At 58.9% G+C, this 25,253-nt stretch carries 21 protein-coding genes; 3 read left to right on the top strand and 18 right to left on the bottom strand.

The genetic code is table 11. The annotated features are described in order from the left end of the window. Positions 1–2: 2 nt before the first annotated feature. From rnhB to rpsB, 15 genes are all read right to left on the bottom strand, one after another. Positions 3–707, bottom strand: coding sequence for a ribonuclease HII (gene rnhB / locus GH656_RS08620; protein WP_174769720.1), 705 nt, complete (start codon positions 705–707; stop codon positions 3–5). After that, the gene (gene lpxB, locus GH656_RS08625) at positions 704–1,876 is read right to left on the bottom strand and encodes a lipid-A-disaccharide synthase (protein ID WP_153075497.1); all 1,173 of its coding nucleotides are present in this window, start codon (positions 1,874–1,876) and stop codon (positions 704–706) included. Before lpxB ends, rnhB begins: the two co-directional genes overlap by 4 nt. Before the next feature lie 3 nt (positions 1,877–1,879). Next, positions 1,880–2,668 carry an acyl-ACP--UDP-N-acetylglucosamine O-acyltransferase gene (gene lpxA, locus GH656_RS08630; RefSeq protein WP_153075498.1) on the bottom strand — a complete coding sequence of 263 codons (789 nt, stop codon included), beginning with the start codon at positions 2,666–2,668 and terminating at the stop codon, positions 1,880–1,882. 60 nt (positions 2,669–2,728) lie between these two features. Further along, positions 2,729–3,190, bottom strand: a complete 462-nt coding sequence (gene fabZ, locus GH656_RS08635) for a 3-hydroxyacyl-ACP dehydratase FabZ (protein ID WP_153075499.1) — start codon at positions 3,188–3,190, stop codon at positions 2,729–2,731. A 140-nt stretch (positions 3,191–3,330) separates the two neighbouring features. Then, on the bottom strand, positions 3,331–4,410 hold the full coding sequence (lpxD, locus tag GH656_RS08640) for a UDP-3-O-(3-hydroxymyristoyl)glucosamine N-acyltransferase (protein WP_153075500.1): 1,080 nt from the start codon (positions 4,408–4,410) through the stop codon (positions 3,331–3,333). A gap of 20 nt (positions 4,411–4,430) precedes the next feature. Beyond that, positions 4,431–4,958, bottom strand: coding sequence for an OmpH/Skp family outer membrane protein (locus GH656_RS08645; protein WP_153075501.1), 528 nt, complete (start codon positions 4,956–4,958; stop codon positions 4,431–4,433). A 47-nt stretch (positions 4,959–5,005) separates the two neighbouring features. Then, positions 5,006–7,321, bottom strand: a complete 2,316-nt coding sequence (gene bamA, locus GH656_RS08650; protein ID WP_153075502.1) for an outer membrane protein assembly factor BamA — start codon at positions 7,319–7,321, stop codon at positions 5,006–5,008. A gap of 68 nt (positions 7,322–7,389) precedes the next feature. Beyond that, positions 7,390–8,772, bottom strand: coding sequence for an RIP metalloprotease RseP (gene rseP, locus GH656_RS08655; protein WP_153075503.1), 1,383 nt, complete (start codon positions 8,770–8,772; stop codon positions 7,390–7,392). 7 nt (positions 8,773–8,779) lie between these two features. Further along, entirely contained in the window at positions 8,780–9,985 is a 1,206-nt protein-coding gene (locus tag GH656_RS08660; protein WP_153075504.1) for a 1-deoxy-D-xylulose-5-phosphate reductoisomerase, read from the bottom strand. Between the two features lie 5 nt (positions 9,986–9,990). Further along, the gene (locus GH656_RS08665) at positions 9,991–10,812 is read right to left on the bottom strand and encodes a phosphatidate cytidylyltransferase (RefSeq protein ID WP_153075505.1); all 822 of its coding nucleotides are present in this window, start codon (positions 10,810–10,812) and stop codon (positions 9,991–9,993) included. Then, complete coding sequence (uppS, locus tag GH656_RS08670; RefSeq protein WP_153075506.1) at positions 10,806–11,588, bottom strand: undecaprenyl pyrophosphate synthase; 783 nt, start codon at positions 11,586–11,588, stop codon at positions 10,806–10,808. Before uppS ends, GH656_RS08665 begins: the two co-directional genes overlap by 7 nt. Before the next feature lie 87 nt (positions 11,589–11,675). Beyond that, entirely contained in the window at positions 11,676–12,236 is a 561-nt protein-coding gene (gene frr, locus GH656_RS08675; RefSeq protein WP_153076613.1) for a ribosome recycling factor, read from the bottom strand. 95 nt (positions 12,237–12,331) lie between these two features. After that, positions 12,332–13,045 carry a UMP kinase gene (gene pyrH, locus GH656_RS08680; RefSeq protein ID WP_153075507.1) on the bottom strand — a complete coding sequence of 238 codons (714 nt, stop codon included), beginning with the start codon at positions 13,043–13,045 and terminating at the stop codon, positions 12,332–12,334. 219 nt (positions 13,046–13,264) lie between these two features. Further along, positions 13,265–14,146, bottom strand: coding sequence for a translation elongation factor Ts (tsf, locus tag GH656_RS08685; protein WP_153075508.1), 882 nt, complete (start codon positions 14,144–14,146; stop codon positions 13,265–13,267). Positions 14,147–14,330: 184 nt separating this feature from the next. Next, entirely contained in the window at positions 14,331–15,083 is a 753-nt protein-coding gene (rpsB, locus tag GH656_RS08690; protein ID WP_153075509.1) for a 30S ribosomal protein S2, read from the bottom strand. A gap of 421 nt (positions 15,084–15,504) precedes the next feature. Here rpsB and map point away from each other — a divergent pair, with 421 nt between their 5' ends. The 3 genes from map to GH656_RS08705 all read left to right on the top strand — a co-directional run bounded on the left by map (position 15,505) and on the right by GH656_RS08705 (position 21,042). Then, positions 15,505–16,314, top strand: a complete 810-nt coding sequence (map, locus tag GH656_RS08695) for a type I methionyl aminopeptidase (RefSeq protein ID WP_153075510.1) — start codon at positions 15,505–15,507, stop codon at positions 16,312–16,314. Positions 16,315–16,377: 63 nt separating this feature from the next. Next, positions 16,378–19,020, top strand: a complete 2,643-nt coding sequence (locus GH656_RS08700; RefSeq protein ID WP_153075511.1) for a [protein-PII] uridylyltransferase — start codon at positions 16,378–16,380, stop codon at positions 19,018–19,020. Between the two features lie 6 nt (positions 19,021–19,026). Then, on the top strand, positions 19,027–21,042 hold the full coding sequence (locus GH656_RS08705; protein WP_153075512.1) for a pseudouridine synthase: 2,016 nt from the start codon (positions 19,027–19,029) through the stop codon (positions 21,040–21,042). 177 nt (positions 21,043–21,219) lie between these two features. On the opposite strand, the gene def is transcribed toward GH656_RS08705, so the two are convergent. The 3 genes from def to GH656_RS08720 all read right to left on the bottom strand — a co-directional run bounded on the left by def (position 21,220) and on the right by GH656_RS08720 (position 25,220). Then, positions 21,220–21,750: a peptide deformylase gene (gene def, locus GH656_RS08710; protein ID WP_153076614.1), complete on the bottom strand. Its 531-nt coding sequence runs from the start codon at positions 21,748–21,750 to the stop codon at positions 21,220–21,222. Then, entirely contained in the window at positions 21,740–23,803 is a 2,064-nt protein-coding gene (gene ligA / locus GH656_RS08715) for an NAD-dependent DNA ligase LigA (RefSeq protein WP_153075513.1), read from the bottom strand. Before ligA ends, def begins: the two co-directional genes overlap by 11 nt. A gap of 199 nt (positions 23,804–24,002) precedes the next feature. Further along, positions 24,003–25,220 (bottom strand): cell division protein ZipA C-terminal FtsZ-binding domain-containing protein, encoded by a 1,218-nt coding sequence (locus GH656_RS08720; RefSeq protein ID WP_153075514.1) that lies wholly within the window; start codon positions 25,218–25,220, stop codon positions 24,003–24,005. Between the last annotated feature and the right edge of the window lie 33 nt (positions 25,221–25,253).

Raw genomic sequence — 25,253 nt, forward strand, 5'->3', positions numbered from 1 at the left:
ATTCAGGCTTCGTCAGATACGTGGCCGGGAAGCGAGGCGAGCCGGTGTGCCGCGCGCAAATCGCGTTGTGCGTAAGCTTCGCGTACCGGAGCAAATGAGCGCCGATGGTGCTCACACGGCCCATGCTCGCGCAAAGCCGCCATATGCCGCGCGGTGCCGTAACCCGCATGAGCATCAAAGCCGTAGAGCGGGAACTGCTGGTGCAACTCGAGTAGCAACCGGTCGCGTGTCACCTTGGCGAGAATCGACGCGGCAGAAATACACGGCACCAGCGCATCGCCCCCCACCACCGCTTCAGCTCGCACACTCAAAAGCGGGCAGCGATTGCCGTCGATTAGTGCCAGCGTCGGCGTCAGTGATAAGCCTTCAACGGCACGTTTCATCGCCAGCATGGTGGCGTGCAGGATATTCAGCGTGTCGATTTCTTCAACCGACGCTAAAGCCACGCAATAAGCGAGTGAACGCTCGATGATGTGTTCGTAGAGCATTTCGCGCTTTTTCGCGCTGAGCGCTTTCGAATCATCGAGACCGGCAATCGGGCGGGCCGGATCGAGAATCACGGCCGCCGTAACCACCGGGCCCGCGAGCGGGCCGCGGCCGGCTTCATCGACGCCGCAGATAATTGCACCGGGCGCGCCGAAGCTCAAACTCAGCGAGCCCGCCAACCCCGTTGCGGCAGATTTGCGCGAAGAACGAGACGCCATCATGAATGGTGCTTGCGCGCGTCAAGCACCTTCACCACCGCGTCAGCGGCACGCTCGGCGGTGTTCTGCTTAAGCGTGTGATGCATTTGAGTGAAGATTTCGTGCAGCGTGCGGCGATTGGCTTCATCGTGCAGTTGCTTGAGCGTTGCATCCGCCAGCGCTTCAGGCGTAGCGAAATGCTGCAGGATTTCAGGCACGACAAACCGGCCAGCCAGAATATTCGGCAAACCGACATACGGCAAATAACCCTGGCGCTGCATGATTTGCCCAGTCAACCAAGGCACCTTATACGAGATCACCATCGGTTTTTTCAGCAAGGCCGCTTCGAGCGTGACAGTGCCACTCTTGACCAGAATGGCATCGGCCGCTGTCATCGCAACCTGCGCCTGCCCATCGGTCAGGGTCAATGCCAGTTGCGGGTGAGCATCAACCAGCGGCTGCAGCAATTCGCGCAATGCGGCTGTCGCGGCAGGCATGACGAAGCGCACGCCCGGCTCGCGTTGCTGCATTAACACCATCGCCGCAAAAAACGTGGGGCCGATCAGATTGATTTCCGAGCGGCGGCTGCCCGGCAACACCGCGATCACCGGGCCGCTTTCAGGCAACCCCAATTCGCGGCGGGCACCCAGCATATCGGGTTCGAATGGAATTTCATCCGCCAACGGGTGACCCACATAGGTCGAGGCAACCCCCGCCCGCTCAAGCAGCGCGATCTCGAATGGAAACACGCACAGCATGTGATCCACCGCTTTGACAATCTTCTTGATCCGGCCGCCTCGCCATGCCCAGATCGACGGACACACAAAATGAATGGTCGGGATGCCCGCATCGCGCAATGCGTGTTCAAGACCGAAATTGAAATCTGGTGCATCGACACCAATAAACGCATCCGGAGGATCGGCCAGCAACTGGCGTTTAAGCTCGTTGCGAATACGCAAGATGCCAGGAATATGCCGCAGCGCTTCGACATAGCCGCGCACCGACAGCTTCTCCATTGGCCAGTGCGCATCAAAACCGCTCGCCACCATGCGAGGACCACCAATACCGTCATAGCGAGTGGCTGCGGGCAGACGGGCCGACAGGCCATCGAGCAATGCAGCCGCGAGCAAGTCACCGGAGGGCTCCCCGGCGACCAGTGCAAGTCGTAACGAACTGGATGATGAGAGTGTCATGGGCTAGCGGATGATGCCGCGCTGCGAGGCTTCAATAAATGTCAGCAGCGTGGTGACAGGAACATCGCCATCGCCACCAGCTAAAGCGAGTTCGCGGATCTGTACTTTGGCCTCTTCAAGCGACAGGCTGCTTTTATAGAGCAACCGATAAGCGGCACGCAGCGCGGAGATCGCATCGGGCGAAAAGCCCCTGCGCCGCAACCCCTCGACATTGATGCCATGCGGCTCTGCTTTGTTTCCCGCCGCAATCACGAACGGCGGCATGTCCTGAACCAGTGCAGAAGCACCGCCCAGCATCGAATGCGCACCAATCCGCACAAACTGGTGCACGCCAGACATACCGCCAACAATCGCATAATCACCAATCGTCACATGGCCCGCCATCTGCGCATTGCTTGACAGGATCACGTTGCTGCCGATCTGGCAGTCGTGGCCAACATGCACATACGCCATGATCCAGTTGTCGTCACCAAGCGTGGTGACACCCATGTCCTGCGCCGTGCCTGTATGAATCGTCGTGAATTCACGGATGGTATTGCGATGGCCAATCACCAGACGCGTGGGCTCATCCCGGTACTTCATGTCCTGCGGCCGGCCACCCACCGAAGCGTAATGACCAACCCGGTTGTCTTCGCCAATCGTTGTGCAGCCCTCAATCACGCTATGCGAACCAATTGTGGTGCGCGCGCCCACCTTCACATGCGCGCCAACGATTGCATACGGCCCAACCTCTACCGTGTCATCGAGCTGCGCACCTGGCTCGATAATTGCCGTTGGATGAATCCTGCTCATGGGCCCTCACTTCCGCTTCGGTTTAACTTGCTTGCACTCAACTACGCGTTATTCGCAACCTTACTCGCTATCCAGTTGACGCACTGCGCACATCAGATCGGCTTCAGCAGCGACCACGCCATCAACTTCAGCGTGCGCCCTGAATTTCCAGATTCCTCGCTTATGCCGCTCGAACGTCGCATTCAGGATCAGCTGATCGCCCGGCTCGACAATCCGCTTGAAGCGCGCATTGTCAATGCCAACGAACAGATACAGCGTGTCATTCCGGTCATGCGGCTCTTCTGAAAACGTCAGAAGCGCTGCGGTTTGCGCCAGCGCTTCGAGAATCAGCACGCCTGGCATGACTGGACGCGAAGGAAAATGCCCTGTGAAGTAAGGCTCATTCACGGACACATTCTTCAGCGCCTTGATACTTTTGTGAGGCTCAAGCTCCAGCACGCGATCTACCAGCAAGATCGGATAGCGATGAGGCAACAGCGTCAGAATCTTATGAATGTCGAGATTGATTTTTTCAGTGCTCATGTGTTTCTGCTCACGCCAGAAAGACGCGGTGATAGCTGCGGATGCTAGCTCAGGTGAATGGAAAAACGTGGAACCGATGATGCGCCGCCCGAAAACCAGCGGCGCACAGGGTGTTGATGATGAACTGATTAAACGCTGCGTTACAACTTCGAACCCGTTGAAGCGTCGTGCGCCGCAGCTTCAAGCGCCTTGATACGGTCGCGCAGCTTGTCCAGGTTGCGCATTAAGGCCGCGCTTTTATTCCAGTCCGTATGATTGACCGCCGGAAAAGCACTGGTGTAAATGCCAGGCTTCAGCAACGACTTTGAAACTCCTGATTTCGCGGTGACTATCACGTAGTCAGCCAGCTTGACGTGACCGGCAATGCCAACTGCGCCGCCAATCATGCAGTGCTTTCCAAGCGTCGTGCTGCCAGCGATACCCGCGCACCCCGCTATCACGGTATAAGCGCCAATCCGGCAGTTATGGCCAATCTGGACAAGGTTATCAATCTTCACGCAGGCTTCGATCACCGTATCGGCCATCGCACCGCGATCAATCGTCGTATTGGCACCGATTTCGACATCTGGACCGATCACCACGCCACCAACTTGCGGAATCTTGACCCAGTTGCCAGTACGATCTTCCCCGTTGCCCGTAAAGTCGGGAGCAAAACCAAAGCCGTCTGAACCAATCACCGCCCCCGAATGAATAATCGCGCGCTCGCCCAGCGTGCAACCGTGATACACGCTCACGTTCGGATACAGGTGAGAACCCGCCCCAACCCGGCTGCCCCGGCCAATAAAAACATTGGCATCAAGCCGGACCTGCTCACCGATCACTGCGCCGGCTTCTACCGTCACATTAGGTCCGAGCAGCGCGCTGGCTGCGATCTGAGCTGTCGGATCAACCGTCGCGCTGGCATGAACGCCCGGCACCATGGGCGGCGCGGCCAGATCCAGAAAGGCCTGGGCGAGCCGTGCAAAGTAAGCGTAAGGATTAGGCGTAACAATAAAACTGCGCGACGCCCGGGAAGAGACCCCAGCCAGATCAGCCGCACTGATCAGCACAGCACCCGCGCGGGTGGTATCAACCTGGGGTAAATATTTTGGATTCGCAATGAATGCGATTTGATCGGGCCCTGCCTGATCCAGTGGCGCCAGGCCACGAATGGGGCGGGAGCCATCCCCTGCTATTTCACCGCCGAAGCGCGTGACAATCTCTTCAAGCGTCAATGCCATGCGTCTGTGGCTCCTGCTGCTCAGTTAGGGTTGGATGCGGCAGCAAGCGCCTTCAGCACCTGATCAGTAATATCAATGCGCGGGCTCACGTAGACCGCTTCTTGCACGATCAAGTCGTAATGCTGCTGCTCGGCAATCTGCTTGATCACTTTGTTTGCCCGGTCCAGCACCGCAGCCAGTTCTTCATTCCGGCGCTGGTTCAGGTCTTCGCGGAATTCACGCTGCTTGCGCTGAAAATCAGTATCCATCTGCGACAGGTCACGCTGTTTCTGCGCCCGGTCAGCCGCAGCGAGCGAAGCACCGTTCTTGTCGAGCGCGTCCGACATTGACTTCAGCTTTTGCGCCATATCCTGCAAGTTCTTGTCGCGCTTGGCAAACTCCGCTTCAAGCTTGGTCTGGGCCGCTTTTGCCGCCGTCGACTCACGCAAGATCCGGTCTGAATTGACCGCTGCGATTTTGGCTTCTTGCGCCTGCGCCACGCCAGTGACCAAAGTCAGAGCAATGGCCAGCGCGCACGTCATACGATTCGAAAACAAACTGGTTAACAAGATGATCCTCTCGATACTGTAAGGGTTCCAGGCGATCGGCCAGGCAGTTAAAACGCCGTTCCAATCTGGAACTGGAATTTCTGGTACTGGTCGCCAGTATGCTTCGTCAGCGGGAAGCCCAAGCTCAGCTTAAGTGGCCCAATTGGTGAAATCCATGCAAGCCCGACGCCGTAGCCATACCGCAAGCCATTCGCACCGATCGTTGTATTGCCGCCTTGCGCTGCATCACCCCAGACGTTACCCGCATCGAGGAAGGTGAAGACCCGCAGGGTCCGGTCATAACCCGTGCCCGGCAGCGGGAACGTAAGTTCGATATTGCCGACGAGCATTTTTGATCCGCCAATCGGATCGCCGGTAACCAGATCGCGTGGTCCAAGCGAGCTTGGCTCGTAGCCCCGGACCGAACCAATACCGCCCGCGTAATAATTCTTGAAGATTGGATATGGCTTGTTGCCAATACCCTGGCCATAGCCGCCCTGCAGGTTAAAGCCCAACACGAAGCCACGTGCAAACGAGTAGTAATACTGCGCCTGGACATCAGCCTTGTAGTACTGGGTGCCACCAATCGGCGTGCCGTATTCGGCATTGGCCTGGGTGAAATAGCCACGGCTTGGCACTAGTGCGCTATCCCGTGCATCGCGCGACCAGCCGACCGTCAACGGCACGTTGTTGGAAACACGGCCGTAGCTGTTCACGTAGTTCTGATACGCCTGCGGTGTATTGGCATCTGTATCAAGCTGATTTTGCTCCAGCCCGGCACCGAAATACACCGTATCGACTTCTGAAAATGGAATGCCGAATTTCAGGTCGCCACCAAGCGTCACAATCTTGAAGCTCGAATTAGTCGAGTAATAAAGCGGCTGATAAGTGCGGTAATAAACGTCTGTAATACGTTTGATCCCGTCGACCGTGAAATACGGATCGACCTGGGTCACGGTCAGCGTGCGGTATGTCTTGGCCGTGTTGATATTGACGGCGAGGCTGGTGCCCGAGCCGAACACGTTGTCTTGCGACACCCCTGCGGACAGCACCACTTTATCGGTTGACGAAAAGCCCGCGCCCAGCGTAATGGCACCGGTGGGTTTTTCGGCCACTTTCACATCGACATCGACCTGATCCGGCGTGCCTTCGACCGGCGAGGTCGTCACATTCACGTCGGTGAAGTAACCAAGACGGTTAATCCGGTCTTTGGATAATGCAAGACGGTTTGAATCGAACCATGAGCTTTCAAGCTGACGCATTTCCCGGCGCACAACTTCGTCACGCGTGCGCGTATTGCCGACCACGTTGATGCGGCGCACGTAGACGCGGCGGCTTGGATCAACCTGCAATGTCAGATCGACGGTGTGATTTTCCTGGTTGATCTGCGGCAATGCATTGACTGTTGCAAATGCATAACCGTATTCGCCGAGCTTGTCGACAATCGCCTTGGTCGTCGTCTGGAGTTTTTCAGCGGAGAAACGGTCACCTGGTTTGATCTTGATCAGCTTGCTCAACTCTGCTTCACGATCGAGCAGATTGCCCGACAACTGGATGCCTGAAATCTTGTACGGTTCGCCTTCATGCAGCGTCACCGTCAGATACATGTCTTTCTTGTCCGGTGTAATCGACACCTGGGTAGATTCAATGCTGAACTCGAGATAGCCACGATTCAGATAGTACGAACGAATATTCTCGAGATCGCCCGCGAGCTTTTCTTTCGCATACAAATCATTTTTCGTGTACCAGGAGAACCAGTTCGGCGTAGAAAGCTGCATTTCATCGCGCAGCGTCCCGGTGCTAATTGCGTTGTTGCCGATAAAGTTGATCTGGCGAATCTTCGCGCTTGGACCTTCAACCACCGCGAATAACACCGAAACCCGGTTACGGTCGATTGGCGTGATGGTGGTGGTGACCTCAGCTGCGTAGAAGCCCCGTGTCAGATACTGGCGCTTGAGCTCCTGCTCAGCCTTGTCTACGAGCGCCTTGTCGTAGTAACGGCCTTGCGACAACCCAACCGCGCGCAACGATTTGGTCAGGTTATCTTTGTCGAATTCCTTAATGCCAGAAAAATCGATCGTGCCAATGGCCGGACGCTCCAGCACCTGCACGACAACGACGTTACCAACCGCTGCGATCTTCACGTCGTTGAAGAACCCCGTGGCATAAAGCGCACGAATGGCTTCAGATGCTTTGTCGTCGGTGAAAGTTTCACCCTGCCTGAGCGGGAGATAAGCGAATACGGTTCCGGGTTCGACACGCTGCAAACCTTCGATCCGGATGTCTTGCACGACAAAAGGCGCTGTCGCGTGCGCTGCCAACCCATGAACGGCGATTGCCGCAGCGATAACTGTTTTAGGAACAAGGCGATGAGGTCTAAACAACGTGCTTCCCCAGTGTATATAGCTGCATCAAATCAGGCGGAACACCATCGGTGGTAGCGCCAGACGCATTAGAAATGGATTAAACGAGCCAGATCGTTGAACAGTGCAACTGCCGATAACGCGACAATGCAGACAAGCCCGGCCCTTTGCAAAACGAGCTGGCAGCGATCCGATATGGCAGTGCCAGTTACAGCTTCAACCAAATAATATAACAGATGCCCGCCATCCAATACCGGAATTGGCAACAGGTTGAGGACACCGAGACTAATGCTGACAAGCGCAAGAAACGACAGGAATGCCGATAAGCCAAGACGTGCGCTCTTGCCAGCGTAATCGGCAATCGTCACGGGGCCAGACAGGTTTTTCAGCGAAGCCTCGCCGATAATCATCCGGCCAAACATCCGTACCGAATACACCGATAGATCCCAGGTACGCTGCGCGCCCAGTTGCAGGCTCTCGAATGGCCCGTAGTGAACCTTCACCGATGGCACCTGGGTCGCCAGTTCAGCGCCAATCCGCCCGATTACCTGGGCACTCCCGGCATCGCGCTGTGCCGCCGGAATAATCACCAGTGAGACCTGCACCGCCGCCTGGTCCGTGCCACGCTCAACCTGCAACGCGACAGGCTGGCCCGCGTGCGACTGGATATAAGCAATAAATGCCGTCGCATTATCCGTGCGCTTGCCATCGGCAGATTTCAGACGGTCGCCCGCTAGCAGGCCTGCTTTCTGGGCCGCGCTATCGGGCTGAACGGCCGCCACGGAAAGCGTGCCGCCTCCTGGTTCAAAACCGAGATACGACATGAAATTGTCGTCAACGTGCTTTTCCTGCACCTGGGTCAAGTCAAGCGGGAAATCAAATGTGCCTTGCGCATCACGCGCGCTTAGCACCAGACGCTGACGGTCAAACGCGGCACCAAGCAGCTTCCAGCGCAAATCGGACCATGAGCGGACAGGCTGTGCTTCGCTGTCGTGCGGACCACGCACCGCGACGATGGTTTCGTCGCCGTCAAAGCCGGCCTTGGCGGCCAGCGTATTGGCCGCAGGTGTGGCAATGGTGGCCCGGGGCTCCATCACCCCCGTGGCAAACACTGCGGCAAAAAGCACGATAGCAAGCAGAAAATTGGCCGCCGGCCCTGCCGCAACAATCGCCATCCGGCGCCAGACAGACTGCCGGTTAAACGCATGCGCTAGCTCATCTGCCGGAATCGCTGTGCTCGTCTCGCGCTCATCGAGCATCTTCACGTAGCCGCCCAGCGGCAATGCGGCGATAGTCCATTCGGTGCCTGTTTTCGGACTGACCCATTGCAGTAGCGGCTTGCCAAATCCAATCGAAAAACGCAGCACCTTGACACCGCACAAACGGGCCACGCTGTAATGGCCGTACTCATGCACCACCACCAGCACACCAATGGCCACCACGAAGGCCAGCAACTCAATCAGAAAATTCATCGCTACCTCACCGCGTCCCGGCTAGATGCAAAGCATCAGCAGTAGAGATACGAGCGATAAATTCAGTTGCGGCCCGGCGTGCTGCAGCATCGGCCTCCAGCACATCATCCAGCGCCAATGCGTTCCGGTTGTGCAAGCCGTTGAGCACGGCACCCACCACTTGGGCAATCGCCATAAAACCAATTTTGCGTGACAAAAAAGCGTCAACTGCGACCTCGTTGGCCGCATTCAGCGTCGCACTTGCCAGCCCGCCTTCGGCAAGCGCCTGCATCGCCAAAGCGAGACACGGGAAACGGGCGTAATCGGGCTTCTCAAAAGACAGCGCGGCAATCTGTGCCAGATCCAGTTGCGCGACACCAGAGTCGATACGCTCTGGATACGCCAGCGCATGCGCAATCGGCGTGCGCATATCGGGATTGCCAAGCTGGGCCAGCACTGAGCCGTCGACATACGACACCAGCGAGTGAATCACGCTCTGTGGGTGAATCAACACGTCGATGCGCTCACCGGGCAGGCCAAATAACCAGTGCGCCTCGATGACTTCCAGACCTTTGTTCATCATCGTTGCGGAATCGACCGAGATTTTCCGGCCCATCACCCAGTTCGGATGCTTGCAGGCTTCGTCAGGGGTGACTGCAGCGAGCGAAGCAGGCTCACGGCTGCGAAACGGGCCACCTGAAGCCGTCAGAACAATCTTCGACACGCCCCCGTGCAGTTCCATCTCGCGTGGCAGGCACTGGAAAATCGCATTGTGTTCGGAATCCACCGGGAGCAAGGTGGCCTGATGATCGCGCACCGCATCCATGAAGATTGCGCCGGACATCACCAGCGCTTCCTTGTTTGCCAGCAAAATGCGTTTGCCCGCGCGCGCAGCAGCGAGACCCGGTGCCAAGCCTGCCGCACCGACAATCGCCGCGACCACCGTATCGCAGTGAACGCTTTGCGAAACCTCGACAAGCGCTTGCGGACCATACGCTACTTCCGTCGTACATCCGGCCTCGCGCAATTGCGCGGCAACCTGCAAGGCCGTTGCCGCATCTCCGACCACGGCAACCTCGGGACGGAAGCGCAAACATTGCTGAACCAGTTTGTCGCCGTTGCGATGGGCGGTCAGCGCATAAACCGAAAATTTTTCAGGATGGCGCGCAACAACGTCTAGCGTGCTCTCGCCAATCGAGCCGGTTGAACCCAGCAGTGTCAGACGTTTTTGCATGTTTTTTAGCCAGGTAACAGCAGCATCGCTAATGGCAGCACGGGCAGCAGCGCATCAATACGATCCAGCACGCCGCCATGCCCAGGCAGCAAGCCACTGGAATCTTTGACACCAGCCTGACGCTTCAGAACGGATTCAAACAAATCGCCCACCACGCTAAACACCACCAGCAAGGTGACGACCGCCAGCATGCGCGCCCAACCGAGCTGCGCCAGCGTGGAGAAGATTGTGGGTTCAAATACATGCGTCAAGCTCGCAGCAAGCGCCATGCAAAGCACGGCTAGCCAGCCGCCAAGCGCGCCTTCCCAGGTTTTACCCGGGCTGATTGCTGGCGCAAGCTTGTGCCGCCCGAACGCCTTACCGGAAAAATAAGCACCAATATCAGCCAGCCACACCAGCAGCAACAGCGATAAAACAAACGGCACGCCTGCTTCGCGCGCAATGACCAGCGCGTGCCAGCAGGCCACCAGCACAGTCAGGCCCGCAAGCAGCAAAAACACCCGCCACGAGCCCTGCGCCAGCGTCGGCTTGCGCAACAAGATAAAAGGGACGGCGACTACCCAGAAAATCGCAGCCGCGCGAAACAGCGGCTGCGATGCGGGCATCAGCGAGGAGACCGGCAGACTGACGGCAAGCGCCAGTGCGGCGCACAACGCGTACACAACCGACGCGCGCGCACCGGTTTTCAGCAGACGCGCCCATTCCCACGCAGCAAAAACCACCACCAGTGCAATCAGCACGGCAAAAGCGTTAACCGATGCGTAGAAAGTGACGGGAAGAAAGACGGCCAGCAAAACAAGCGCCGTGATGACACGGGTTTTTAGCATGGCAGCGAGTCGGCGTTTTGCACTTGAGGTTCCAGTTGGGCACTGGTGCGGCCAAAACGGCGTTCACGTTCGGCATAGGAAGCAATCGCCTGCCCTAATGCCGCGCCATCAAAATCCGGCCAGAAAATATCAGTGAAATAAAGTTCGGTGTAAGCCATTTGCCACAGCAGGAAATTACTGATGCGCTGCTCGCCCCCGGTGCGGATGAAAAGATCCGGCTCGGGGGCATAAGCCAGCGCCAGATGCTGGGTAAATGAGGCTTCGCTGATTTCAGCGGCATGGCCGGCCTGCACGGCTTCCTCAGCCAGCTTGCGGCTCGCCTGCATGATGTCCCAGCGGCCGCCGTAATTCGCGGCGATAGTCAGCGTCAGACGGGTATTGCGCGCGGTCTTGGTCTCCGCGCGTTTAATCAGGTCCTGAATCCGCTTGTCGAACATCGCCAGATCGCCCACCACACGCAGACGAATTCCGTTTGCGTGCAGCTTGCCCACTTCGCGCTCAAGCGCCGTCACAAAAAGACGCATCAGAAACGAGACTTCGTCGTTCGGGCGACGCCAGTTTTCAGAGCTAAAGGCAAAGAGCGTCAGATACTCGACACCGCAGCGGGCGCAGGCTTCAACGACGGTCCGCACCGCCTCGACCCCGCGCGTATGCCCCGCGACCCGCGGCAAGCGGCGCTGCGTCGCCCAACGGCCATTGCCATCCATGATGATCGCTATATGCCGCGGCACTGCCGCAACATCCGGCACGCGCACGGTTGAACTGGTATAGGTCATGGCCGTTGAGACAGTCGCTGCAAAAAGAAAAAATCGAACTCGGCCAGCATCGGGCCGAAGTCCATCAAGATACTCAGACGGCGTGCATTACACCGTCATGATCTCGGCTTCTTTGGTCTGGACCAGTTTGTCGATTTCGGTCACAGACTTGTCGGTCAGTTTTTGCACATCATCGCCACCACGACGCTCGTCGTCTTCGGAAATCTCTTTGTCTTTGACGAGTTTTTTTAATTGCTCATTGGCATCGCGGCGCAAGTTACGCACGGCGACTTTCGCCGTTTCGCCTTCGCTTTTCACTACCTTGGCCAGTTCACGGCGACGCTCTTCGGTCAACGCTGGCATTGGTACGCGAATCATGTCGCCTTGTGTCGCGGGGTTCAGGCCCAGGTCAGAATCACGAATCGCTTTTTCAACCACTGTGACCATGTTCTTTTCCCATGGCTGAACGCCGATCGTACGAGCGTCGATCAGCGTCATGTTGGCTACCTGGGAAATAGGCACTGGCGAGCCGTAATAATCGACCTGAATATGATCCAGCAAGCCGGTATGCGCACGACCTGTACGGATTTTCGACAGATCGTTTTTGAATGCATCAATCGAGCGCTGCATTTTCTGCTCAACACTCTTGGTAACTTCAGCCACAGACATTTTTAAACCTCCGAACTCTTCAAAACAGTGCGAACCGGCCAACGCCGAAAGCAGCAGCCAAGGCCCGCGTTAAAACCCACGTCAAGGACGAGAGCTTACACGTGGACCAGCGTCCCTTCGTCCACGCCTTGCACGATGCGCATCAACGCACCCGGTTTAACAATTGAAAACACACGAATCGGCAATTTCTGGTCGCGGCATAGCGCGAAAGCCGTTGCATCCATCACCTGAAGATTCCGGCTGATGGCTTCATCAAAACTAATCGTGGTGTAGCGCGTAGCGCCGGGATCTTTTTTCGGATCAGCGGAATAAACGCCATCGACCTTGGTCGCTTTCAGCACAACCTCAGCGCCAATCTCCGAGCCGCGCAGCGCGGCGGCAGTATCTGTCGTGAAAAATGGATTGCCGGTGCCTGCGGCAAAAATCACTACTTTGCCCTCTTCAAGCTGGCGAATCGCACGTGGCCGGATATAAGGCTCGACCACCTGATCCATCCGCAACGCGGACTGCACCCGCGCTTCAATGCCGGCATGGCGCATCGCGTCCTGCAAGGCCAGCGCGTTCATCATCGTCGCCAGCATGCCCATGTAATCGGCAGTGGCGCGGTCCATGCCGGCCGCTCCGCCCGCGACACCGCGAAAAATATTGCCACCGCCAATCACTACCGCAAGCTGGATGCCAAGCTGCACGACTTCAGCGACATCGGCCACCATGCGCTCGATGGTTGCCCGATTAATGCCAAAGGCGTCGTCGCCCATTAAAGCTTCACCGGACAGTTTAAGCAAAACGCGTTTATAGGCAGTGGGCATAGGAGATATCCAGATCGCGCAGAAAGGACGGTAGATGAAGCTACAGGAATAATTCGGCCAGACATACACGCAGCACACCCTGAAACCTGGCCGGAAGTGACTGCGCAACAAACTGGGAAATACAGCAAAAACTTGACCGGAACAGCGCAGCCTGATGATGGCTGCGGGCTACAGCAGAACAGAACGCCTGCTGTAGCCCGGCAACAAACCTGCTAAAACTTACTGCTGTTTGGCTGCAGCGACCTGGGCTGCCACTTCGGCCGCAAAGTCGTCCTGGCGCTTCTCAATGCCCTCTCCGACCACGAACAAGGCAAATTTCTGCACGCTGGCACCCGCAGCTTTCAACATTTGCTCGATTGTCTGCTTGTCGTTTTTCACGAAAGTCTGATCAAGCAGCGACACTTCTTTCAGATACTTTTGCACGCTGCCTTCCACCATCTTCGACACGATCTCGGCAGGCTTGCCCGATTCGGCCGCTTTTTGCTCAGCGATGCTGCGCTCGGTGGCGATCAGCTCAGCAGGAACATCTTTCGACGACAATGCAACTGGCTTCATCGCCGCGATGTGCATCGCAACATCTTTACCAATCTGCTCGTCGGCACCGGTGTACTCGACCAGCACGCCAATACGTGCGCCATGCAGATAGGCCGCCAGCTTGCCTGTGGTTTCAAAACGGGCAAAACGGCGAATCGACAGATTTTCACCAATCTTGCCAACCAGCGCGAGGCGAATCGCGTCAACGGTCGAGCCGTCCAGCGGCAGCGCGGACAGCGCAGCGACATCAGCCGGATTGTGCTTTGTCACCAGCTCAGCCACTGTTTTAGCGAAGGCAATGAAATCGTCGTTTTTCGACACGAAGTCGGTTTCGCAGTTCAACTCGACAATGGCACCCACATTACCGCCCATGAACGACGAGATCACGCCTTCAGCAGTCACGCGCGATGCGGCCTTGCTTGCCTTGTTGCCCAGCTTGACGCGCAGCAGCTCTTCAGCGCGCGCCATATCCCCGTCTGCTTCTGTCAGTGCTTTCTTGCATTCCATCATCGGCGCATCAGTTTTTGCGCGCAGTTCTGCAACCATGCTTGCGGTAATTGCCGCCATCGTTTGCTCCTTGAGTCTGTCTGAGTCTGTCTTTTACACACCGCCCGCACTTCGATACAGGCGGCAAGAATTCGTTTCGCCGTCACGCAGATATTTTTTACTTGACCTACGGCAGCGTCACTATCACGGCTTAAAAAAAGGGGGCCTGTAGAAAGCCCCCTTTTTTGCCGGACGCGGGGTAGCTTTACGCTTCCGCGCTGACCTCGACGAACTCGTCGCCGTCACCACCACGTGCCGCCTGAACCACTTCATTCACTGCGTTCGAACGGCCTTCGAGGATCGCGTCAGCCACGCCTTGCGTGTACAGGGCAACAGCCTTGCTGGCGTCGTCGTTACCTGGAATCACGTAATCGATGCCTTCTGGCGAGTGGTTCGTGTCAACCACTGCGATCACTGGCACGCCGAGCTTCTTCGCTTCCGTCACGGCAATTTTGTGGTAACCAACGTCGACCACGAAAATTGCGTCAGGAATGCCGCCCATGTCTTTCACGCCGCCAATCGACTTTTGCAGCTTGGCGATTTCGCGTTCAAACAGCAGCGCTTCTTTCTTGCTCATGCGCTCGAGATCGCCGGCCTCAACAGCGGCTTCCATTTCTTTCAGGCGCTTGATCGACACTTTCAGCGTCTTGAAGTTGGTCATCATGCCGCCGAGCCAGCGTGCATTGACATAAGGCATGCCTGCGCGCAGCGCTTCTTCAGCGATGGTGTCGCGCGACTGGCGCTTGGTGCCAACGAACAGGATGGTGCCGCGATTAGCTGCCAGTTGACGCACGTACTTCAGCGCGTCGTTGTACATCGGCAGCGTTTTTTCGAGGTTGATAATGTGGATTTTGTTGCGATGACCGAAGATGAAAGGAGCCATCTTCGGGTTCCAGAAGCGTGTCTGGTGACCAAAGTGGACACCTGCTTCCAGCATTTGACGCATGGTAATTGCCATGAAAAACTCCGCGAGGGTTGGGTCTTAAGCCGATTGCCGTATCTGCCGTATAACCTCCGCCTGATGGAAGGCCAATACTGCAAACACCCTGGATGCACCGGCTTGCGAGTGTGCAGCAAGTGGTTTTTACTGCTGAACTGCTTCTTTCTTACTAGCTAGCGCCGCCAAAAAAGCTAAATCAGCCATAAATTTGGCAAATAACGGCAATAGAGGCGACCTAGCCAAAGAGTATAGCACGCACGCCGCACACGACTCAAGCCGCCAAACAGCTCCCCTAAGCACCTGGCTTGCGGCAAAGCTATAACAAAAAAGACCCGGATTTAAACAAAACACGCCGGGTTAACGTTTACGAAGGTCTACGGAGCTCACCAGATGGTGCGATAATCCCGGAATATTTGCCTCCCAGATCCGGCCCCCACTTATGTCGATTACGCTCAAGAACGAACACGATATTGCGCAAATGCGGGTAGCTTGCCGCCTTGCGAGCGAAGTGCTCGACTACATCACCCCGTTCATCGCAGCCGGCATCAGCACCGGCGAGCTTGACCGCCTGTGCCACGAATACATGCTGCAACAGCAAGGCACGATCCCGGCACCCCTTAATTACCAGCCGCCTGGCTATCCGCCCTACCCCAAAGCCACCTGCATTTCAGTCAATGACGTGATCTGTCACGGTATTCCCGGCGACAAAGTGCTGAAAAACGGCGATGCCCTCAATATCGATGTCACCGTTATCAAAGACGGTTATTTCGGCGATACCAGCCGGATGTTTATCGTCGGCGAAGGCTCGATTCTCGCGCGCAAGCTGGCGCAAACCACCTACGAATGCATGTGGCTCGGCATCGCCCAGGTGCGCCCAGGGGCGCACCTGGGCGATATCGGCCATGCCATTCAGCGCCATGCCGAGGGCCAGGGTTATAGCGTCGTGCGCGAATACTGCGGCCACGGCATCGGTACGGTGTTTCACGAAGATCCGCAAATCCTCCATTACGGCCGCCCCGGCACCGGGCTCGAGCTGCAGGCAGGCATGATTTTCACCATCGAGCCCATGATTAACGCCGGACGGCGCGAAATTCGCACGATGCCGGATCAATGGACCGTCAAAACCAAAGACCGCAGCTTGTCCGCGCAATGGGAGCACACCGTGCTGGTCACCGAAACCGGCTATGACGTGCTCACCGTGTCAGCCGGTTCGCCCGCCCGTCCAGCTCTCGTCGCAGCCGCGGCCTAAGCAGCACTGGCCTGTGCCTCCCTTCCACGTCTTTCGTCTGCGCCACATGCCGCCCCGTTCTTCATGAGCCACGCCTCGCCCCCCGGTTCTTGTGCCACGACTAGCGCCGCGACCCATGCCGCTATGTCGCTCAAGGCAGACTACCGGGCGGCCAAGACGCAGATTCTCGAGCGTATCGAAAACACCCCTCGCGTTGATAGCACGATGCGCTCGCTCGCCCGTTTGACCGACCACACCTTGCTCCAGGCATGGGAAGCCTGCCAGGTCCCCGCCGGGGCGGCACTTCTAGCCGTCGGCGGGTATGGCCGCGATGAACTGGCACCCTATTCCGATATCGATATTCTGGTGCTGCTGCCAGACAGCCCGGCATCCGCACCATCCGGCCAGAAACTTGCGCCTGAGCCCCAAGCCACGCTTGAAGAGCGCGTCGAGCAATTCATCGGCTTCGCGTGGGATCTCGGACTGGAGTTAGGCAGCAGTGTGCGCACCGTGTCCCAATGTCTCGATGAAGCCGCCCAGGACATTACCGTGCGCACCTCATTGCTTGAGGCCCGGCATCTCGCGGGAAGCATGCCGCTCACGGAGGACTTCACCCGGCGCTACCGGGAAGCACTTGATCCACGCGCTTTTTTCCAGGCCAAGGTGCTGGAGATGCGTCAGCGTCATGCCAAATTTCAGGACACGCCCTATGCGCTTGAACCCAATCTCAAGGAAAGTCCGGGCGGGTTGCGCGATCTGCAACTGATTCTCTGGGTCACGCGTGCAGCAGGCTTTGGCAGTAGCTGGAGGGAACTAGACACGCTCGGGCTCATCACCCGCCGCGAAGCGCGCGAGCTGCATCGCAACGAAGCCTTTCTCAAGACACTCCGGGCGCGGCTGCATGTGATCGCCAAACGCCGCCAGGACATCCTGATTTTCGACTTGCAAGACCCTGTAGCCAGCAGTTTCGGCTACCGCACCAGCACCGCGCGGCGCGCCAGCGAGCAACTGATGCGGCGTTATTACTGGGCGGCCAAAGCGGTCACCCAGCTTTCCACGATCCTGATCCAGAACATCGAGGCCCAGCTCTTTCCCAGCACGAGCGGCGTCACGCGGGTGTTGTGCGAGCGTTTCGTCGAAAAGCAGGGCATGCTCGAAATCACCCGCGACGATGTGTTTCAGCGTGAACCCAACGCGATTCTTGAGGCTTTTTTACTGTACGAGCAGACGCCTGGCATCAAGGGCCTGTCGGCCCGGACGCTGCGCGCGCTGTACAACGCCCGTGACGTGATGGACCTGCAATGGCGTCGCGCAGCAGAAAACCGCCGCTTGTTTCTGTCGATCCTGCAGCAGCCTTATGGCATCACGCACGCACTGCGCCTGATGAACCAGACCAGCGTGCTGGGACGCTATCTGCTGAACTTTCGCCGCATCGTCGGGCAAATGCAGCACGACCTGTATCACGTCTATACCGTCGATCAGCACATTCTGATGGTGGTGCGTAACCTGCGCCGCTTCTCGGTTGCGGATCACGCGCACGAATATCCGTTTTGCAGCCAGCTCAGCGCCAACTTCGAGCGCCCGTGGGTGCTGTATGTCGCCGCGCTGTTTCACGATATCGCCAAGGGCCGGGGCGGCGATCATTCGACGCTTGGCATGGTCGACGCGCGGCGCTTTTGCGTGGCGCACGAGATCACGGGCGATGACGGCGCGCTGGTGGTGTGGCTGGTCCAGCATCACCTGACCATGAGCCAGGTCGCGCAAAAGCAGGACACGAGCGACCCGGAAGTCATCAAACGCTTTGCCCAACTGGTCGGCAATGAGCGGCGGCTCAGCGCGCTGTATCTGCTGACCGTGGCCGATATTCGCGGCACCAGCCCGAAAGTCTGGAACGCATGGAAAGGCAAGCTGCTCGAAGACCTCTATCGCGCCACGCTGGCAGTGCTGGGCGGCGCTCCGCTTGATGCGCATTCAGCGCTGAAAACCCGCCAGCAAGAAGCGCTGGCGCTGCTGCGGCTGGAAACCGTCCCGGAGCATGCGCATCAGGCCTTGTGGAATCAGCTCGATGTCGCGTATTTCCTGCGCCACGACGCAGCCGATATCGCATGGCAAACCCGCATGCTGTATCGCCATGTGACTAGCCCGGTGCCACTCGTGCGAGCGCGTCCTGCGCCTATTGGCGAAGCCTTGCAGGTGTTGGTGTATGTCCAGGACCGAGCTGATCTCTTTGCCAGCATTTGCGCGTATTTCGACCGCAGCGCGCTGTCGGTGCTCGATGCCCGGATTAACACTACCCAGCACGGTTATGCCCTCGATAACTTCCTCGTCGCTCATACCGGGCATGGGGTTCATTACCGCGACATCGCCAACCTGGTCGAACAGGAGCTAGGCGCACGCCTGCTCGCTGATAGCCCGTTGCTGCCTGAACCCTCAAGGGGACGTCTGTCACGCCAGTCACGGACGTTCCCGGTCATTCCACGCGTCGACCTTCGGGCCGATGAGCGTGGCCAGTACTACATCCTGTCCGTCTCGGCAAACGACCGGCCAGGCCTTCTTTATTCGATCGCGCGCGTGCTGGCTGAGCACCGGGTCGGCGTCCATGCGGCGCGGATCAATACGCTTGGCGAACGTGTCGAGGACGTGTTTCTGCTGGATGGAAACAGCCTCTCGGACAACCGCCGGCAAATCCAGGTCGAAACCGAACTGCTGCGCGCGATCGCAGTGTGAGATTCCATGCGAGCAAAATTAACCGCCAAGCATCCGCGACCGGCATCCTCCCAGCGTGCGCCAGTTCGTACTGGCAGCACTGCTGGGCGTAAGCCAGCGCGTCCGGCTACGCCTCCTTCTGGCGGCGCAGCACCTGCGAGCGGTGCGCCGCGTCGCACGCCATCCGGTGCACCACGCACCGGTGCCTCATCCGCTGGCGGTGCAGGTCAGCGGCCTACCAGCCGCGCCCCGGGTGGTGGTGGCTATAGCGCCGGTGAGCGGCGCAGTTCTGCGCCCGATCGTGGCGCGCCACGCACTCAGACACGTCCGGCTCGCGCCGAAGGCGCGCCTACGCGTGAGCGTTCTAATGCCAGCGCTGGCGCGCGTGCGCCACGCAGCTTTGCCGATCAGCGGCCACGCCGTGACGGCGGGCCAGACGGTCCGCGCCGCAATGAGACGGAACGTGGTTACGGCGAGCGCGGACGCGCACCACGCGAAGCAGGCGCGCGCCGCCCTTACGGCGAGACAGCGTCTGGCAGCGACGAACGCCGCGTGCGCAGCGGCCCCCGGACGCCATCTGGCACGGGCACATTCGCGCGTGGCGAACGCCCGGCACGGCCTGCACGGTATGACGAAACCCGCTCGCGCTTTGGTAACGAACGGAATCCGGCGGCCACGCCGGGTGAAGAGCGCCGGGCTCGCCCGTCATCTGAACGGGGTGAGCGCACGTTTGCCCGGCCGGTGAAAAGCACTTATGCGGAACGCGGTGAACGCGGGAGCTCATTTAACTCAGCGCCACGCCGTTCAGGCGATGCCACCGAACGCCCTGCACGCTTTGAGCGCGGCGAGCGCACCGATCGGGGTGAACGGGGGAGCTCATTTAACTCAGCGCCACGCCGTTCAGGCGATGCCACCGAACGCCCTGCGCGCTTTGAACGCGGCGAGCGCACCGATCGGGGTGAACGGGGGAGCTCATTTAACTCAGCGCCACGCCGTTCAAGCGATGCCACCGAACGCCCTGCGCGCTTTGAACGCGGCGAGCGCACCGATCGGGGCACTGGCACACGCGCACCACGGCCAGGCGACAGAAACGACCGCAGCGCCAGCGCACCGCGTTTTGGCGGCGAAGTCCGCCCATCCCGCAGCGATTCCAGCGCGCGGCCACCTCACCGTGCATCAGCAAACGCACGCTCAGAACGGCCAGCACATTCAAACCGCCCCGAGCGCAGCAGTGAGCCCCGGCACGAAACCGCGCCTCACGCTCTGCGTGAATTCAGCGACACGCCAGGCATGCTGCGCCTGTCGAAGCTGATGTCGGAACTCGGTCTTTGCTCGCGCAGGGAAGCCGACGAATGGATCGAAAACGGCTGGGTGCTGGTGGATGGCGAGCGGATCGACACGCTGGGCATCCGGGTGCGTCCCGATCAGCGTATCGAAATTGATCCAGCGGCCCAGGCGATGCAGCAAAAGCAGGTCACGATCCTGGTGCATAAAACCGTCGGCTATGTCTCCGGCCAGGCAGAAGATGGTTATCAGCCAGCCGTGACGCTAGTCACGCCAGAAAACCGCTGGGAAGGTGATCCATCGGGTATCGCTTTTTCCATCACGCATTTGCGCACGCTGGCACCCGCTGGCCGTCTGGATATCGACTCCACCGGCTTGCTAGTTTTGACCCAGGATGGACGGGTCGCCAAACGTTTAGTCGGCGGGCATTCGCTGGTGGACAAGGAATATCTGGTGCGTGTCACGTATGGCGATATCGCCACCGATGTGGAGCAGCACTTTCCGGCTGCATCGCTCGCGTTGTTATGTCATGGCCTTGAGCTTGACGAAGTGCCACTCAAGCCAGCCAGTGTCACCTGGCAAAACGGCGAGCAACTGCGCTTTGTCCTGCGTGAAGGGAAGAAACGGCAGATCCGCCGTATGTGCGAGCTGGTTGGCCTGCACGTGGTTGGCCTGAAACGCGTGCGTATCGGCCAGGTGTCGCTTGGCGCGCTGCCACCCGGCCAGTGGCGCTATCTGGCCGCAGATGAGGCGTTCTAAGGAAGAGTCACGCTGCGGTGTAGCCGTCGCGTGACTTCGCTGTACCTCCCCGCTGCAATGACAAACACCCCAAAAAAACTGGACGCTAATCTGATCCAGGCTTTGGGGTGTTTGTCATTGCAGCGGAGGTTCACGGTGCATGCGACATGCCGGCATACGGCATACGCATGCCTGGCTTCAGTCCTCGTCCAGATCCAGCTCTGGAAATAGCACCTCATTAAAACCAAACTTCGAAAAATCGGTAATCCGCATCGGATACAGCTTGCCAATCAGGTGGTCGCATTCGTGCTGAACCACGCGCGCATGAAACCCTTGTGCGACACGTTCGAGCGGCGTGCCGTACTGGTCGTAGCCTTCGTAGCGAATCATCGAAAACCGGTTCACCGCGCCCCTTAGCCCCGGCACGGACAGGCACCCTTCCCAGCCCTCTTCCATGTCCTGCGACAACGGCGTGACCAGCGGATTAATCAGCACCGTTTCGGGCACCGGCGCGGCATCCGGATAGCGCTCGTTACTGCCAAAGCCAAAGATCACCACCTGCAGGTCAACGCCGATTTGCGGTGCGGCCAGGCCTGCGCCATCGGCATCGCGCATGGTGTCGAACATATCGGCGATGAGCTGGTGCAGCTCAGGCGTATCGAAATGGTCCACCGGCTGGGCAATGCGTAGCAGCCGCGGATCACCCATCTTCAGAATTTCACGAATCATCTGCATGTCCCTCCAAAAGCTTGTGCATACCCTCTTCATCGAGTACCGGAACGCCTAGTGCCTCCGCTTTCTCGAGCTTGCTGCCTGCTTCCGCTCCGGCAATCACGTAGTCCGTTTTTTTCGACACCGACCCCGCTACTTTCGCCCCGGCTTTCTCCAGCATCTCTTTGGCCACTTCACGCGAGAGATTGGGCAAGGTGCCGGTGAGCACTACCGTCTTGCCTGCCAGCACGCCTTGCGGCGCTTTGGGTGCAGGCGGCCCTTCCAACCAGGTCACCCGGCCGGGTGCCCGCAATTGCTCGATGACAACGCGGTTATGCGCTTCGGCAAAAAACTGGCGCAAGGACTCCGCGACGATGGGCCCAACGTCATTGACTTGCAGCAGCTCGTCCACGGGCGCGTCCATCAGCGGATCTAGTGAGCCGAAATAGCGGGCAAGATCTTTCGCGGTGGATTCGCCCACGTGACGGATACCCAGCGCGTAGATAAAACGGGCGAGCGAGGTGTGCCTGGCTTTTTCCAGTGAATCAAGCAGGTTCTGTGCGGATTTATCCGCAAAACGCTCCAGCGCTGCAAGCGTCGCAAACCCCAGGTTGAACAGATCGGCCGGCGTACGCACCAGGTTTTGTTCGACCAGTTGATCAATGATTTTTTCGCCCAGGCCGTCGATATTCAGCGCGCGGCGCTGGGCAAAATGCCACAGCGCCTGCTTGCGCTGCGCCGGGCAAAAGAGGCCACCCGTGCAGCGCGCGATCACTTCGTCAGGCAAGCGCTCAATCGCTGAGCCGCACTCGGGGCATTGCACCGGCATCACGAACTCACGGGCATCTGGCGGGCGGCGCTCGATGAGTGCACTCACCACCTCGGGAATCACATCGCCGGCGCGCCGTACGATCACGGTGTCGCCAATGTGGATGTCTTTGCGCCGGATTTCACCTTCGTTGTGCAACGTCGCATTGGTCACGGTCGCGCCGCCCACGAACACCGGCTCAAGCCTGGCCACGGGGGTGATCGCACCAGTGCGGCCCACCTGGACGTCGATGGCCAGCAGCCGGGTCAGCGCTTCTTGCGCTGGGAACTTGTGCGCCAGCGCAAAGCGCGGCGCGCGCGAGACAAAACCTAGCGCCTCTTGTTCGGCGCGCCGGTTCACCTTGTAGACCACGCCGTCGATGTCGTAGGGCAGCGCCTCACGCTGCGCGCCAATCTGGCGGAAAAACCCCAGCAGCCCATCCACCCCTGTCACCACGGCCCGCTGCGGATTAACCGGCAAGCCCAGCCTGTCGTACCAGTCAAGTAATGCGCTGTGGGCGGGCGGCATCTCCGCGCCCTCCAGCACACCAATGCCATACGCAAAAAATGACAGCGGCCGTTGCGCTGAAATGCGCGAATCAAGCTGACGCAGGCTGCCCGCTGCTGCATTGCGCGGATTGGCAAACTCGCGCTGCCCGGCCTCGCGTTGCCGCGCGTTCAGACGCTCGAAATCGCGCTTGAACATCAGCACTTCGCCGCGCACGTCGAGCACCGTTGGCACTGCCGCGCCTTTGAGCACCAGTGGAATTGAACGGATCGTGCGGACATTACCCGTCACGTCTTCGCCGGTTGCACCGTCACCGCGCGTGGAAGCCTGGACAAAGTGGCCATTGACATAGCGCAGCGAGACTGCCAGACCGTCGAACTTCAACTCGCACGCGTATTCGACCGGTGCTTTGCCCAGCGTGTCGGACGTGCGTTTGTCGAACGCGGCGATATCCTGGTCGGCAAAGCCGTTATTCAGTGACAGCATCGGCAACGCATGCACCACCGGCATAAAGCCGCTGGCGACCTCACCGCCAACCCGCTGGGTTGGCGAGTCAGAGGTAATCAGTTCAGGATGGGCTTGCTCAAGCTGCTGGAGTTCGGCAAAAAGCCGGTCGTACTCCGCGTCAGGCAGATCGGGCTGATCGAGCACGTAATACGCGTGATTGGCGCGCTCAAGTTCGGCCCGCAATGCAGCCACGCGAGTGGCGGCCACGCTGGAGCCGGAAGGTGATGCGGGGGGGGGGTGAGAGACCATGCGATGAGCGTGAGCCGGTGAAATGCAGACGTCGGATTATCTCAGGAAGCGCTCACCGCGGCATCGGCCAAATAGCCAAATTGACCAAATGAGGCAATGGCCAGAACCACATAGTCAGGGTTGAAGCAGCAAAAAACCGGCGAGCGATGGCACCCCAAGGGGCCATCGCTCGCCGGTTCTCGTCGTTCAAATTCAAGCCTTACTGGCTAAAGAGCCGCCGGGTAGCGGGTGAGCCCGCTGGAATTCCGGCCTGTTCGAGCTTGGCGTACAACGTCATCAGCTGTTTTTCGATGGCCAGCAGCGCGCTCTCTGGCAACGGCCGCCGCTGGTCGTCCACCACCCGGCCGCCAATCCGTTCAGCGAGCGATTTCGCGTAATCGCAAATCAGGCGGAACGGCAGGATGTCTTCGTCGGCGACGGGCACATCCAGCACCAGCGCAATCATCTGGCCACCTTTGTAAGTCAGGTCGTCCCGCAGGAAATTGGTGTCGCCGAACTGCAGCATGAACACCGGGCGTTGTCTGGCGTCGAGCTTGACAAAGCGCGTGCCGTCACGTGAGAGCAGCAGGCCATCTTGCGAGGCCACGGCCTGGACGTAATTGGCCGACCATGGCGCGCCGTCGGACAGCACGTTGATCGACAGTTGCGCATCGCACTGCGCGGCAAAACCGTCCAGTTCACGCGCCATCGCCACGGTTTCCATCATGTCGGGAAACTCTGGCGCGGCGTCCAGCGCATCAGCGAACTGCTGCACGCCGGTGACAAATTCAGAAAATTCGAGCTCGTTCAACGGGCCATTGCGGTTCGCCAGTTGCACAGCGGCGCGCAATACTTCATAGCGCACGCCGTGCTGCAAAGGCTCCCACTCACTTGCGCCCTCCGCTTTGCCCTCGATATACACGGGCTTGTTGCCCGCGCGGCGCAAACGCTGTGCCAGTACCAGCGCCTTGTCACCCGCCACGGGAGTAGCGAGCGCGAGTGGCACGATGCAGTCAATCCGCCGGTCCACCACCGTAGGGGTGGCCACCGGGGTTGCGGCGAGTGCGGCGTCGGGGGTTTCCTCGTCAGCGCTAACGCTGGCCGTGGTGGATGCCTCACTGGCACTGGCCACCGTGTCCGGTTCAGCGGGAAGCTCAGCCGCCGTTTCCTGCGGGGTGTCTTCACCAAACACCGGCTCGACGCGCGCCACGTCAATGCGTTCTTCTTCAAGTGCCGTATCACGCCGGACGGGCATCCGGCTGGACTCGATAAAAGGCCCTGGTTCGTCGTCCGCACGCGCGAACGTTTCAGCTATTTCTTCCGGTGCTGGCTGAGGCATCCGGCGCCGCACCTTCGCGCCCTGCCATGCGTTGTACAACACCACGCCACCTACCACTACGGCACCTGCGCCGATCAAACCGAGTGTCAACTCGTCCATGCCCACTCCATCAACTAATTCTTCTCATTGCAG

Source organism: Paraburkholderia bonniea, from assembly GCF_009455625.1.
GTDB lineage: Bacteria > Pseudomonadota > Gammaproteobacteria > Burkholderiales > Burkholderiaceae > Paraburkholderia > Paraburkholderia bonniea.

Bases quoted from the DNA above. Each gene is read 5' to 3' on its own strand.
- rnhB (WP_174769720.1), bottom strand. From the start codon at position 707: ATGATGGCGTCTCGTTCTTCGCGCAAATCTGCCGCAACGGGGTTGGCG.
- lpxB (WP_153075497.1), bottom strand. From the start codon at position 1,876: ATGACACTCTCATCATCCAGTTCGTTACGACTTGCACTGGTCGCCGGG.
- lpxA (WP_153075498.1), bottom strand. From the start codon at position 2,668: ATGAGCAGGATTCATCCAACGGCAATTATCGAGCCAGGTGCGCAGCTC.
- fabZ (WP_153075499.1), bottom strand. From the start codon at position 3,190: ATGAGCACTGAAAAAATCAATCTCGACATTCATAAGATTCTGACGCTG.
- lpxD (WP_153075500.1), bottom strand. From the start codon at position 4,410: ATGGCATTGACGCTTGAAGAGATTGTCACGCGCTTCGGCGGTGAAATA.
- rseP (WP_153075503.1), bottom strand. From the start codon at position 8,772: ATGAATTTTCTGATTGAGTTGCTGGCCTTCGTGGTGGCCATTGGTGTG.
- GH656_RS08660 (WP_153075504.1), bottom strand. From the start codon at position 9,985: ATGCAAAAACGTCTGACACTGCTGGGTTCAACCGGCTCGATTGGCGAG.
- GH656_RS08665 (WP_153075505.1), bottom strand. From the start codon at position 10,812: ATGCTAAAAACCCGTGTCATCACGGCGCTTGTTTTGCTGGCCGTCTTT.
- uppS (WP_153075506.1), bottom strand. From the start codon at position 11,588: ATGACCTATACCAGTTCAACCGTGCGCGTGCCGGATGTTGCGGCAGTG.
- frr (WP_153076613.1), bottom strand. From the start codon at position 12,236: ATGTCTGTGGCTGAAGTTACCAAGAGTGTTGAGCAGAAAATGCAGCGC.
- pyrH (WP_153075507.1), bottom strand. From the start codon at position 13,045: ATGCCCACTGCCTATAAACGCGTTTTGCTTAAACTGTCCGGTGAAGCT.
- tsf (WP_153075508.1), bottom strand. From the start codon at position 14,146: ATGGCGGCAATTACCGCAAGCATGGTTGCAGAACTGCGCGCAAAAACT.
- rpsB (WP_153075509.1), bottom strand. From the start codon at position 15,083: ATGGCAATTACCATGCGTCAAATGCTGGAAGCAGGTGTCCACTTTGGT.
- map (WP_153075510.1), top strand. From the start codon at position 15,505: ATGTCGATTACGCTCAAGAACGAACACGATATTGCGCAAATGCGGGTA.
- GH656_RS08700 (WP_153075511.1), top strand. From the start codon at position 16,378: ATGAGCCACGCCTCGCCCCCCGGTTCTTGTGCCACGACTAGCGCCGCG.
- GH656_RS08705 (WP_153075512.1), top strand. From the start codon at position 19,027: ATGCGAGCAAAATTAACCGCCAAGCATCCGCGACCGGCATCCTCCCAG.
- def (WP_153076614.1), bottom strand. From the start codon at position 21,750: ATGATTCGTGAAATTCTGAAGATGGGTGATCCGCGGCTGCTACGCATT.
- ligA (WP_153075513.1), bottom strand. From the start codon at position 23,803: ATGGTCTCTCACCCCCCCCCCGCATCACCTTCCGGCTCCAGCGTGGCC.
- GH656_RS08720 (WP_153075514.1), bottom strand. From the start codon at position 25,220: ATGGACGAGTTGACACTCGGTTTGATCGGCGCAGGTGCCGTAGTGGTA.